Below are 13,372 nucleotides of genomic sequence, written 5' to 3'. Positions count from 1 at the left end.
AACATTAAATAGCGGGAATCTAAAAAGATGCTATAAGCGTTTGCAGTAGCTGCGTGGAGTAAATCCTTCTGAAAGGGCAGGAACAAATTCAGCAACAGCGGCTGCATTTATTAATTGTTCCAGACTTTCAGTTACTAAGCGTGTCATACGTTTCATATTCTATACAATATCAGACGCAGGTGCATTTCAAATATTACAGGTGGATGTTAAAATATTTCAACGGTAAATGCTTCCATGCAGATGAGGGTGAAAATCAGCAAGTAACGGGTGGTTCTGTAATATATAATAAGGGAGATTTGCATTATGATTCTTCATCAGCTATTGGGTAAAACAGCCTACACACGCAACAGACAGTTGCATATACTGATCAGTAAAGGGTTGGTAACGATCGGCGGAAATAAAAAGCTGAAGATCTACGGCACACTGAATTGCAGCAGTGGAAAAAAGATGAAACCGGAAAACAGAGTATTCTTTGTTTCCGAACAGGCAGCTGAAGCAGCAGGCTTCCGGCCATGCGGCCATTGTATGCGCAATGCCTATTTATCCTGGAAAGAAGGAGCTGCCAGGCTACGCCAGAGATAGAATACCAGATAGGTTTCCCAGCCTTTGAATTTTTTGAAGAAGCGTTCGATCTTTTCTGTTTCCTTTCGCTCCTTTATTATATTATGTGTCTCCAGCGCTTTCAGCAGGCCTACATCCCCGAAAGGTATGGCGCCGGGTACGCGAAGCGTTTTCATCAATACATAATTGGCCGTCCAGATGCCTATACCCTTATGCGCAATCAACGCCTGCTGTTTGGAAAGAAAATCCGGAAGTGCCTGGATCATTTGCAGGTTAAGCCGGTTTTCAGCAAAAGCCTGTGCAATACCGATCAGGTATTTCGCTTTGCTTTGCGAGAACTGCATAGGCTTGAGATCTTCCACCGTAATTGCAGCAATGTTAGCGGGAGAATGGAAGAGATGGTAAGTATGATCATTGAACTGAAGGGCAGTCCCATAAGTTTCCACCAATCTCCTTTTGAGTTTGTATGCAAAAGCGAGATTGATCTGTTGCCCGATAATGCTCCAGCAGAGCGCTTCAAACAGATCAGCAATACTGATCAGCCTCAATCCCTCAAAATCCTTCTGCATGTACTGCAGCTTCTTTTCTTTCCGGAGCAGGTCGTAAAATGGGGTCAGGTCTTTATCCATGTCAAACCATTCCATTATATAAGCACGAAGCAGCGGCAGCTGTGGAGCTTTTACCTCACCATGCAATAAATGCACGGCAAGCGTATTACCCGCATCGGTGATCCTGAACAGAACTGGTTGTTCATCAAGACTGATTAACTTGATGACCGCGCCTTCACTGATGCGGAAGAGGCAATCATCATAACCTCTGTCGAGGAACCATAAACATTCATTGAAACTGAAAAGGGCGGGCTTTTCTATATGCATCAACTCCTTCATAAAAACAAATGTACGTAAGTGATTGAAACGGGCAGATGCGGATTCTTGCGGTTCAGGGCATTCTCTCCGTAAGGCGCTTGCTCAAACGATTTTGCAGAATAAACAAATACTAACCTACATTGTCCATTTGTATTCAAATTTTGGCTTTGGCTATTGCGTGAGATCAATAATTTGTATATTTAACTAGACTCTAACAATTTCGCGGCAAAACAATAACTCCTGATTCCGACCCTACCAATGTCAATCTTCTTTTTAAGAGATGACAGTGCCGCTTTTTCATTATCGTTCTGTTTTTAAGAAGATTCAATTCTTATGATCAATTATGCTCTGGTCACAGGAGCACTGCTGCTTGTTCATGTTATGATGCCGTGCAAACGGCCATTCTGATGCGTATTCATTCAAACCAAACTAATAGCAGATGAGAAAATTCACAACACTTATCTGGGGGAGATCTCTATTCTACCCCCTGATCTTACTCGCACTACTATTTCCCTCATTGGATCTATCGGCTCAGGAAACTGAACAGGAACTGAAAGGCGTGGTCCTTGAACCCGAGGGTGCTCCCATCGGCGGCGCATCAGTAACGGTGCTCAGGAAAAAGACCGGAGAAATGACAGATGCACAGGGCCACTTTACGGTACGTGTAATTAAAGGAGACAAGATCACAGTATCCTTTGTGGGCAAGCTAAGCACCACTATTACTTACAACGGTCAGGCAACACTCAGGATAACGCTTCAGGATGATCCCAAATCCCTGGATGCCGTTGTTGTATCCACTGGTTATCAGAACCTGAACCGCAAACTGTTTACGGGTTCTGCTACCAAGGTGAATGCAAAGGATGTGGAGCGGACTGGTCTTGCTGATGCCACCAAAATGCTTGAAGGCCAGGTAGCCGGTCTTTCCCTTCAGAATGTATCAGGCACGTTTGGTGCTGCTCCCAGACTCAGGATCCGCGGCGCCACCTCATTATCAGGAGATAACAAACCTCTTTGGGTGGTTGATGGTATCATTCTGGAAGATGTGGTAAACATCTCAAACGAAGCACTTTCAACCGGTGATGCAAGTACCCTTCTTGGTTCTGCCATTGCGGGGCTGAATCCTGATGACATTGAAAGTTTTAATATCCTCAAAGATGCTGCGGCCACCGCCATGTATGGTGCACGAGCCATGAACGGGGTGATTGTGGTTACTACTAAAAAAGGAAGGTCCACAGGTGGTAGTCCCCGCATCAGTTATACCAGCAACCTTTCCACTTATCTGAAACCGCAGTATTCAGATTTCGATATTCTGAACTCGGCTGACCAGATGGCCATCATGATTGAAATGCTGAACAAAGGATATTACCAGATCCCCGGCGCCAGCCGCAGCTCTGATGGCGGCATTTTCTACAAGCTTTACAATAAGCTGTACGACTATGATCCGGCCACAGACACTTATGCCCTGAAGAATGATATTCCTACGCGCAACGCATTTCTGAACCGCTATGCCAATGCCAATACCGATTGGTTTGATGTGCTGTTCAGAAGCACCCTGTTACAGGAACATTCACTCAGTGTAAGCTCCGGCAGTGATAAAGTGCAGAATTATGCATCTGCCTCCTTCATGAAAGACAATGGTATCACAATTGGAAACAGTGTTGACAGGTTCACCGGAAACTTCCGGAGCAATTTCAAATTCAGCAATAAGTTCAGGGGTGAACTGATCACCACGGGAACAGTAAGGAACCAGCGTGCTCCCGGCACCAGCAATCAGAATTCTGATCCGGTATACGGAAGCTATTATCGCGGTTTCGATATCAACCCATACACGTACGTGCAGAATACCAGCCGCCTGATCACCGAGAATGACGAGAATGGAAACCCGGAATATTTCGTGAGAAATTTCGCTCCGTTCAATATCGTGAATGAGCTGAATACAAACTACATGAAACTGCAATCACTGGATTTCAAAGTGCAGCTGGGCCTCAAGTATAATTTCACACCTGCTTTATCCTACTCGCTGGATGGAGCCATGCGTTATGTGAAAGCCCAGAACCAGACCTATATTCTTGAGAATTCCAATATGGCCCGGGCTTTCAGGGTAATGGACGATGCCACAGTGGTAGGCAGCAACCCCAACCTGTACAAGGACCCTGACTGGCCCAATAACCTGCCTGTTTCTGTATTACCCGAAGGCGGTTTTTATAAGGTAGCCAATAACAACCTCAGGAATTATTACTTCCGCCAGAACGTGGAATATGACGCCACTATCAAAGACGACCACAAGATGAACCTTTTCGGTTCTATGGAAGTGAGGTCTACTGACAAACAGAATGAATTCTTCGATGGCGTAGGCTATCAATATGAGAATGGTGGCCTCGTAAATGCCAATAACCTTTACTTCAAACAGGCAGCCGAAACAGGTAAGCCCTACTTTGGCATGGGCAACAATTATGAACGTTTTGTTGCTTACATGTTCAGAGGCGCTTATTCTTACAAAGGAAAATACAGCGTCAACTTCACTACGCGATATGATGGTTCCAACCTGATGGGTAAAAGCACGGTGGCCAGATGGCTTCCCACCTGGAACGTTTCCGGCGCCTGGGACATCGATCAGGAAGAATTCTGGTTCAAAAAATCCTGGTTCAGCTCGGCAAGGATCCGTGCTACCTATGGCCTGGTTGCCAGCCTTGGTAATGCCACCAACTCTGCTGCGGTTTTCTACAATATGATAGCCAGAAGGCCTTATGCCAATGACCAGGAAACACTCACACTGATCTCCAACCTGGAAAACTCCGAACTCACCTGGGAAAAGAACAAAGAGTTCAACCTTGGTTTCGATCTGGGATTCAACAGCGATAAAGTGATTGTGAACATCGACCTGTACAACCGGAATATCTATGACCTGATCGGTCCCATTCAAACATCGGGTATCGGTGGCGAATACACTAAACTGGGTAACTACGGAACCATGAACAGCAAAGGTGCCGAGTTCACCATTTCAGGTTTTCCGGTAAGGACTAAGGACTTCAGCTGGAGAACTCAGTTCAATATTGCCTACAATAAAAACAAGATCACCAAACTGGAGATTGCTCCCAATATCTGGCGCTCCGTTTCCGCCAATGGAGGACCTGTACTCGATCATCCGTCCAGGGGACTGTTCTCCATCCAGTTTGCCGGCCTCGATCATAATTATGGTTATCCCACATTCATCGGGGAGGGCAGCAAACAAACTACCATCATTCCTCTTCAATCCAATGCTCTTGAATACCTGAAGTATGAAGGACCAATCGATCCGCTGGTGACCGGAGGCTTTTACAACCAGGTATCATACAAAGGATTTGTACTATCCGGATTACTCAAATATTCATTCGGAAACGTATTACGCCTCACCCCTAATATCTCCGCAGGTTACAGCGATATGACTTCCATGACAAAGGACATGCTCAACAGGTGGGTTAAACCCGGCGATGAGCAGTACACCACCATCCCCGCAATCATGGACCCGCTATCGCTCACTAAAATTGTGGATGCCAATGGCGGACAGGTTGACCCAAGGTATCCATATAATGCCTATAACTATTCAACAGAGAGGGTAGCAAAAGGTGATTACATCAAGCTGTCACAGGTAAGCCTGGCTTATCAGCTGCCACGTTCTTTTTGTGAAAAACTGAAAATGACCAATGCCAGTGTTGCCGCAGTTGCCAACAATATTCTGGTATTGTATGCAGACAAGCGCCTGAATGGCCAGGACCCTGAGTTCTATGCATCCGGTGGTGTGGCATTACCGGTTCCCAAGCAGGTGACCTTTTCACTTAAAGTAGGATTCTAAGTTCTAACCTCTCAAAAAAAGATCATGAAAACACATCATTACATCATACCGTTCCTGCTGGTGGTTGCAGCACTGGGCTCCTGCTCAAAGATGCTGGATAAAAACCCAGACAACAGGACTGAGATCAATACCGTTGAGAAAGTGGCTCAACTGGTAGGCAGCGCCTATCCCACGTACGATTATCTCACATTCACAGAAAAATCCTCAGACAATTCGGAAGACAAAGGTCCTGGTGTTGGCACACTCGATGACCAGCACAGCAGGTACTACACCTGGCAGGATGTTGATGGCGCGCCCACCAATTCCGCAGCGGCCTACTGGAATGGTTGTTACGAGGCAATTGCTGCAGCCAACCAGGCACTGGAAGCAATCGAGAAAGGAAATATGGGAGATGCCGTGCTTCCATACAAAGGCGAAGCACTGGTATGCAGGGCCTATGCCCATCATATGCTGGCCATCTTCTTTGCCAAAAACTATGAGATCGGTGGCGCCAACAGTTCTCCAGGTATTCCGTATGTCACCACGCCTGAAACAAAACTGATCAAACAATACACGCGTGGTACTGTGAAGGAAACATATGAGAAGATCGCGAAAGATCTGGAAGATGGTATCAAACTCTTATCCACCAGTGCCTACAAAGTGCCGAAGTATCACTTCACTCCGGCTGCTGCTCATGCATTTGCATCCCGCTTTTACCTGTTCACAGGAGAATGGGAGAAAGCAGCCACACATGCTTCGGCAGTGATCCCCAGCGGCGATTTCATCAGTAATCTCCGCCCAATTACCACCACTTTCAGAAGCATGACCAGCAGCGAGTTCAACGTTGCATTCACCAAAACTGATGTGAAAGCCACATTGCTTCTGACGAACTGCTATAGCAGCTATCATTATATTTATGATCCGCGTTACGGGTACGGCGCCAATCTTTCCAGGATGTACACAGAAGCCAATGTGACCGGTAAATTGCTGGCCAATAAAGTACTGTCTTACGGATCGCCCAATTATACTTCCTACAAGTACAATGGCTACTTCTTTTATACTGGTCCTGGTATCGGGTTCCCCTACCTGATGATCCCTCTGCTCACAGTTGACGAGGCATTGATGAACCGTGCCGAAGCCTATGCAGAGCTTGGCCGCAATGATCTTGCACTGAAAGACATCAATGACTTCTACAGTGTGCGGATCCTGAACTTCAACATCAATACAGATGGTGTTACACTGCCCAAGATCATGGCATTCTTCTCCATCGCAGATCCCAAAGAAGGCCTTGTAAAGACTATCCTGGAGGCCAAGAAAGCAGAGTATATGGAAGAAGGCATCAGGTGGCTGGACCTCGCCAGAAGGAATCTTACGGTAAAGAAAAATCTCTATGATCCATTGGGCGTTGAGTCCATCATCGAACTCAAGCCCAATGATCCCAGGAGAATATTCCAACTGCCTGAAGAAGTAAAACTTTCCGGAATTGAATTAAACCCCCGCTAATCACTATGAAAAAATTAATCAGATATATGCTGGTGCTGGTGGCTGTAAGCGCCCTGGCATCCTGCAAAAAAGAAGCAGCAGTAAGTGTTGATGTGAATGACCTCAATCCTGATGATCCCGTTCTGAAAACGGAACTGGACAACTGGCTGAAGACAACCTTCCTCGATCCTTACAATATGGCCGTAGTATACCGGTACAACAGGTATTATCACGATAATGAAAAGAATATTGCGCCTGCACAAATAGAAAAGGTGAAGCCCACTATGGAAACCGTGCTGAACGGTTATATCAATCCTTACTACAAGATTGCCGGTCGTGATTTCATCAAGCGTTATATCCCGAAAGAATGGGTGCTGTACGGCTCTTATTCTTATAACACAGATGGGGTTGTGATAGCGGGTACGGCCTCTGCCGGCCGGCGTATCACATTATACGGCCTCAACAATTATGAGCCAACGCCATCTTATGTATCCGGCCACCTGGGTGTGATCCATCACGAGTTCACGCATATCCTGAACCAACTGGTTGCCATTCCTACTGACTTCGAATCCATTTCAAAAGAAGATTACAAAGCTACCTGGGCCAGCACGCCAACGGACACGTCCCACAAATACGGATTCGTTTCTTCCTATGCCAGCGGATCTTACCCGGAGGATTATGCGGAAACAGTAAGGGCATTGCTGGTAAGCGGACAATCATGGTATGATAACTGGGCCAATACCGCATCCCCCCTTGGTAAATCACGACTTAAAGCGAAGGAAAGCAACGTGGTGAATTACTTCAACTCAGGGTTGGGCATCAATTTCAGGAACCTTCAGAAAGAGGTGCAGACCTATATCACGGATGTGCTGGGAGATCAGACGAAAACTTTCGGCTACTGGTTGAAACGCGGACTTTATAAAACACTTACGGTGAATCTGGAAGACGGCATGTACAATACCTACGGAAGTTCTGCCGGCTTTGCCAGCGCATACAATGCATTAAAGGCAGCGATAAAAGCATGGAGCCCGAATCAATACCACCTGGATTATGTTCAGTTCAGGTTTGAGAGCGCCACAACTGTTACTGTTCGGATCGCATTTACAGCCGCCGCCGGAGGGACCCAGTTCGTAGGTGATTACACCTTTGCCTATGCAGTAGGTGCAGACAACAAGACCACCACCTTCACCAAAGTAGCGCAGGCAGGTACTACCGGAGCCTATGCAAATGCTGCCATCTTTGCCACTGATTTTGCAGCAAGCATTCAGCAGTACCTTACCACACAAACCTTCAATGCAGGTTGGACACCCACTACACTCCCGGCCGACCTCTACACAAGAGTAGCAGGGTTCACCTCCACTACAGACGCACAACAATATTTCTATGGTCCTCTCACCCAATAATGATAGAACTATGAAGCATATAATTTATTTGATAACAATCATCAGCCTGCTGGCAGGCTGTAAGAAAAAGGAATATGTTCCGAAGTTCGATGAGGAGCCGCAGGTGCGGATCCAGAAAGAGATCCAGCAACTAAGGACCACACTCACCGAATCTCCCAATGGATGGGTAGGCGTAATGCCCACGCTCACCGGTGGCGGATACGGCTTCTACATCAATTTCGCGAAAGACGAATCCCTGATGATGCAGGCGGACCTGGATACGAATATGGCATTGACAGCCGCTCCATCCATGTACCGCGTAAAGCAGGACATGGGCGTGAACCTGATGTTCGATACCTACAACTATATCAGTAAGCTCAATGATCCCGAGCCATCCGTATTTGGTGGAGCTATCCGTGATGGGTACAAGAGCGATATAGAGTTTGTGTTTGACTACGCAAGAGGAGATACCCTCGGGTTCATCGGCAAAAGATATCGCCAGCCATTTACTTTGATAAAAGCAACTGCTGCACAAAAAACCAAATACAATAACGGGGACTACAAAACGCTCATGAAAAGCTTCATGAACTTTTTCGTTGACAATCCCAATGCGTACATCGATGCCACATCAGGCGGCACGCCTGTAAAAGCCGGCGTGATAGTGAACAGCACCAATAACCTGAGTTCAGGAAAAAGAGTAGAGCTTTCTTCCCTCTTGCCTGATGGCTCTGTAACTGCCGCCAAACAGAAATTCGCCTACACCATCGATGGCATCAAAATGCTGGATAACGGGCTTGATTTGCTGGGCATCAATTTTACCAGGATGGCCTGGAAAGACGCAACCCAGCTGGCCATGTACGACAACAAAGGGCAGGAATACATTATCAAAAATTCTCCCACTCCTCTGTTGCCCCTGTATAAATTATGGGGTAGCAAATACACGGGGATCTGGTCTCCGTTCCAGACGATCTTTCCGGGCACTTCGCAGGCAGGAAGAGACACCCTCAATTTCTTCCACAACAATATGCTCAATGGATATACAGGCTTTGTGTTCAATTACGGAGAGATCTATATGGAATGGAATACCGTCAACAGCCGGCTTGTGCTGAATGGCTTCTCCAGTCAGAACGGAGGCTCATCCGGATGGACCACTTCCGGTACATTCAGTTACACGGTTGACAACAATGGCGTGTTCAGGTTCACCACGCAGGCGCCGTTGAGCGGCGGATATGTAGCCAAAGCCATGACCAAAATGGTGAACTTCTTATTGAACAACCAGGTTGCTTTTGACTACTACGTTGACGGGGCAGATGTGTATGCGAAAATGTATAGTGTCAATGATCCGACAACGGTCATGACATTCATATTATATTAGTTTCACACGTGAGAATTTTCATCTATGCTAAGAGGGCCTTCATCCGGAGGCCCTCAATGTTTACTTTCGCTGTGCCCATTAGCTTGCCAGAGGTGAGGAATAGCGGTCACTCGCGGGGACGCGAGCGACTGGGCTCTCCGAACATTTAAATTTCAATTAGGGTGAAAACACCCTTTCATATGGACGAAAGGGTTATTAATTTAACGCTGCCATTAACCGTTAAACCATGTCCTTATCCCGGAATTTTCATTTATTTCTGAATGCATTCCTGTTACTGGCCTTGTATTTACACCTGCAAAGGCCGGCAGTATAAAGAATTTTCGCATCACGGTTCTCTACTAAGCAGGTCGATCATACAAAGAGCGGGCTATCACTATTGATGAGCCCGCTCTTTTTTATAAGGAAGGGTACGGATCAGGCTTTCGCCTCAAGATCCTTATTATTGAAAACTGTCAAAGCTCCGGTGGGGCATTTGTGCACCTGGTCTGTGATGGCCTGGGAATCAGCTCCGCTCATATTCACCCAGGGCCGCTCTTTGAGGTTGAAAACACCGGGCAGTCCCATCACACATCTTGCAGAGTGCTTACAGAAATCAGGTTTCCAGACTACCGTCACTTCTCCATTCGTATACTCATGTTTTTTTTCAGTTTCTCCTTCCCTGAAAACATAGGTCCTCACTTTTGCAGGGCCTTCCAGTATTTTGGAAACGGGGCAGGCCGCAGCAATTTCCTGTAACCTGTCTACCTGTTCAGCACTAAGCTCGCCATAAAACTGGATATCCCTGTCGAACGTTGTATTGGTGGTGCCGTCTTCTTTCTTTGTCTGGAACATATTTGCATTCACGGTGATCTTCGGCACGTTCCAGCCTTTCCGGTCTATGTACATTCTCAGTGTCACCAGGGTGCAGCTTGCCAGTGAAGACAACAGTTGCGTATAAGGATCAGGCCCCAGGTCTTTGCCTCCGGACTTCTCTGGTTCGTCTGCAATAAAAGTGCCATTCCTCCATTCAATTGTGCACTGATATTTCTCAGTTCCGATGGTGGCCCGCAGGGGCTTTTCAAGTTTGTATTGCATAGTTGGGTATTAAGGTTGGCTGAAGTATACGGGATCATTAATCTTTCTTCACTGAATCGGAGAGCAGGCGGTTCCACTCGGGATGCCTTTTCAGGAACGCGATCACAAACGGACACAGCGGAACCAGTTTCTGCTGATTGGCTTCCAGGGATTCCAGGGCTTTCTCTACAATGGCTGTTCCAACTCCCTGTCCCTCCAGTTCTGTAGGTACTTCCGTATGGATGAGGATCATTTGTTTTCCTGATTCCTTGTATTCGATGAAGGCTGTGTAGCCATCCACTTCCAGTTCAAAACGCTGGAGCTCTTTATTGTTCACTAGTGGAAGGGCTTTGAATTGTTCTTGCATGGTGCTGGTTTTATGTGATTAGTAACTTAAGGTTCCGAAAACTCCGTTCTGATAATCCGTGATGGCCTGTTCAACTTCTTCGGCCGTATTCATTACAAAATTATCCTTAGCTGCCACCGGTTCATCAATAGGCTCCGCAGAAAGAAAAAGTATGGTACTGTTCTCATTTGCGTGAACAAAGAACTCATCATTGTCTTTTTCAAAGATAACCAGGTTATGCGCCGGGACCTTTTCTTTATCATTGATGGTAAGACCTCCGTTTACGATGTATAGCAGGCTCCAGTAGCCGGGCGTGGCAGGAAACCGGACCGACGTACCTTTCTCTATACTTCCCATTACACTGATCACTGGCGTGAAGCTCTTATTCAGCGGGCCTTTCTGGCCGTCATACTCACCGCTCACCAGTTTCAGTGAAGTTCCGGGCTGTTGCAATACAGATGGCATCTGCTCTTTGGTGGCGCCCTGATACCAGGGTTCGCCCCATTTCTCAGCCTTTGGAACATTCACCCAAATCTGTACCAGTTCCTGCGTACCACCGTTGCGAAGGATCCGGTCAGTGGGCCCTTCGCTGTGCAGCAGCCCTTTCCCGGCAAACATCCATTGAGCACCTCCTGCACTGATTACTTCATCATGTCCTGCATTGTCTTTGTGATAACCTTCTCCCTGAAACATGAAGGTAACGGGTGCAAATCCTCTGTGCGGATGCGGATGAATCCTTTGTTTAGAGCCCGGAAGGATCTGCTCCGGTTGCATATGATGGATAACAATGAAAGGATTGGCGAACCTGAAATCCTTATGTGGCAGGGGTTGTAAAACTGTTTCCTGTTCTGTGATCTTCTTTTCTCTTCCTGCAAGGATATGCTCTATTGACTTTGTCATAACCGGGTGTATGTCTTTATAAATTTTTATTCAAGTGTTCCGTATTTTCCTGAGTTGAACTCCTGCATTGCTTCCAGTAATTCTTCCTGTGTGTTCATCACAAATGGACCGTAACTGGCAACAGGTTCTTTGATGGGCTCACCACTCAGGAAAAGCAGCACACTGTCTTCATTGGCCCTGATGGTAACTTCTTCGCCTTCGTTACGGAACAGTATGAAACTGTGCTCGGCAGCGTGTGCGCCATTCACTTCCACATCTCCGTTCACAACCAGGATAGCAGTGTTATGAGATGCAGGGATCGAAGTGGTTAAGTTACCATTTTTATTCAGGTGGATATCAAACATATTGATGGGGGTGAAAGTAAAGGCAGGCCCTTTCACTCCGTTGAAATCCCCTGCAACCACACGTACATAACCTCCATTATCTGCCAGCTCCGCCCTGCCCATATCATCATTGGTGATGGCCTGGTATTTGGCAGGCGTTTGTTTGAATTTTTTGGGAAGGTTCACCCAGAGCTGCACCATTTCAAAAGGTCCGCCCTTTTTAGAGTAGGCTTCATCATGATGCTCTTTGTGAAGTATGCCTGCACCGGCTGTCATCCACTGTACATCACCTGCATTGATCACACCTGCATTACCGGCACTGTCGGCATGCGCTACCGCACCTTTGTAAGCAACGGTAACCGTTTCAAAACCTTTGTGCGGGTGAACGCCTACGCCGCGTACGGTATCGGATGGACTGAAGTCAATTTCAGCATTGAAGTCGAGCATCAGAAAAGGGCTGATCTTTTGCGGGAAGAAAGACTTTGGTCCGGGGAAATACTGATATACCCTGAATCCGTCGCCAACCATTCCGGCAGCTGCGGGTCTTGCGAAAATATTTTCAATTATCTTTTTCATATTGCCTCCTTACTGTTGTAATGATGAAGCAAAAATACCCCGGAGGGAAGGGCTGTTCCAATAATGCAGGTTAAGAAATAAACTTAATCTACATTAAGCGTTTTCAGGGGATCAGTCTTTCCGGTTATGGCCTGCATTCAGCATTTTGCTGAGGAATTCCGGGGTCACACCGATATAGGCGGCAATCTGTTTCTGGGGAAGGGTTTCAATCAGTGAGGGGTACCGGATGCAGAAATGATCATAACGTTCACGGGCGGTGAGACTGAGATTGTCCATCAGCCTGCGCTGGTAAGTCACCAGGGCATTCTCGGACAGTATCCTGAAGTAACGCTCAAAAGCGGGGATTGTTTGATATAATTTTTCGATACCGGATCGCTGGATCAGGATCAGTTCACTTTCGAAAATGGCATCTATAAAAAGAGTACCGGGGAGATTGTGCAGAAAACTGGCCATGTCTGTGATCCACCAGTCCTGGGGAGCAAATTGCAATACATGTTCGATCCCGTTCTTATCTACCGTATAACTGCGCAGGCAACCACTTGTTACGAAGGCAGAGTACTTGTTGAACTCTCCTTCCTGTACAAGGTATTGCCTGCGTTTTAATTTTTTGGTGGTCAGCTGACTGGTGAAAAACTCAATCTCTTCACTGGTCAGCGTAATACGCCTGGTAATATTCTTCAGGAGGATTTCATACATG

At 46.7% G+C, this 13,372-nt stretch carries 11 protein-coding genes; 5 read left to right on the top strand and 6 right to left on the bottom strand.

Annotation, left to right across the window (positions count from 1 at the left end; translation table 11 throughout):
* Nucleotides 1-303: 303 nt before the first annotated feature.
* On the top strand, nt 304-582 hold the full coding sequence (locus ACTHMC_RS25740; protein ID WP_440417694.1) for an Ada metal-binding domain-containing protein: 279 nt from the start codon (nt 304-306) through the stop codon (nt 580-582).
* On the opposite strand, the gene ACTHMC_RS25735 is transcribed toward ACTHMC_RS25740, so the two are convergent.
* Nucleotides 537-1,448: a DNA-3-methyladenine glycosylase family protein gene (locus ACTHMC_RS25735; RefSeq protein WP_440417692.1), complete on the bottom strand. Its 912-nt coding sequence runs from the start codon at nt 1,446-1,448 to the stop codon at nt 537-539. The two genes, ACTHMC_RS25740 and ACTHMC_RS25735, sit on opposite strands and share 46 nt — an antisense overlap.
* A 418-nt stretch (nt 1,449-1,866) precedes the next feature.
* Here ACTHMC_RS25735 and ACTHMC_RS25730 point away from each other — a divergent pair, with 418 nt between their 5' ends.
* Genes ACTHMC_RS25730 through ACTHMC_RS25715 form a run of 4 tightly spaced genes read left to right on the top strand, consistent with a single transcriptional unit; the run spans nt 1,867 to nt 9,477 of the window.
* On the top strand, nt 1,867-5,259 hold the full coding sequence (locus ACTHMC_RS25730) for a SusC/RagA family TonB-linked outer membrane protein (RefSeq protein ID WP_440417690.1): 3,393 nt from the start codon (nt 1,867-1,869) through the stop codon (nt 5,257-5,259).
* A 24-nt stretch (nt 5,260-5,283) separates the two neighbouring features.
* Nucleotides 5,284-6,741 (top strand): RagB/SusD family nutrient uptake outer membrane protein, encoded by a 1,458-nt coding sequence (locus ACTHMC_RS25725; protein WP_440417688.1) that lies wholly within the window; start codon nt 5,284-5,286, stop codon nt 6,739-6,741.
* A 5-nt stretch (nt 6,742-6,746) separates the two neighbouring features.
* A complete protein-coding gene (locus tag ACTHMC_RS25720) occupies nt 6,747-8,123 on the top strand; it encodes a substrate import-associated zinc metallohydrolase lipoprotein (RefSeq protein WP_440417687.1) in 1,377 nt (458 codons plus the stop codon).
* 28 nt (nt 8,124-8,151) lie between these two features.
* Entirely contained in the window at nt 8,152-9,477 is a 1,326-nt protein-coding gene (locus ACTHMC_RS25715) for a DUF4302 domain-containing protein (protein ID WP_440417686.1), read from the top strand.
* Nucleotides 9,478-9,891: 414 nt separating this feature from the next.
* Here the strand turns inward: ACTHMC_RS25715 and ACTHMC_RS25710 are convergent, their stop codons facing one another.
* From ACTHMC_RS25710 to ACTHMC_RS25690, 5 genes are all read right to left on the bottom strand, one after another.
* Nucleotides 9,892-10,551 carry a (4Fe-4S)-binding protein gene (locus ACTHMC_RS25710; RefSeq protein WP_440417685.1) on the bottom strand — a complete coding sequence of 220 codons (660 nt, stop codon included), beginning with the start codon at nt 10,549-10,551 and terminating at the stop codon, nt 9,892-9,894.
* Between the two features lie 37 nt (nt 10,552-10,588).
* Complete coding sequence (locus ACTHMC_RS25705) at nt 10,589-10,897, bottom strand: GNAT family N-acetyltransferase (RefSeq protein ID WP_440417684.1); 309 nt, start codon at nt 10,895-10,897, stop codon at nt 10,589-10,591.
* 18 nt (nt 10,898-10,915) lie between these two features.
* On the bottom strand, nt 10,916-11,776 hold the full coding sequence (locus ACTHMC_RS25700) for a pirin family protein (RefSeq protein ID WP_440417683.1): 861 nt from the start codon (nt 11,774-11,776) through the stop codon (nt 10,916-10,918).
* A gap of 26 nt (nt 11,777-11,802) precedes the next feature.
* Nucleotides 11,803-12,675: a pirin family protein gene (locus tag ACTHMC_RS25695; protein ID WP_440417682.1), complete on the bottom strand. Its 873-nt coding sequence runs from the start codon at nt 12,673-12,675 to the stop codon at nt 11,803-11,805.
* Nucleotides 12,676-12,786: 111 nt separating this feature from the next.
* A complete protein-coding gene (locus tag ACTHMC_RS25690; protein WP_440417681.1) occupies nt 12,787-13,371 on the bottom strand; it encodes a Crp/Fnr family transcriptional regulator in 585 nt (194 codons plus the stop codon).
* Nucleotide 13,372 lies beyond the last annotated feature (1 nt).

Origin of the sequence: Pseudobacter sp. (assembly GCF_051955275.1) — a bacterium.
Taxonomy (GTDB): Bacteria; Bacteroidota; Bacteroidia; order Chitinophagales; family Chitinophagaceae; genus Pseudobacter.
Note: the sequence above shows the minus strand (reverse complement) of the source record. Positions and strands in the feature narration are given on the sequence as shown.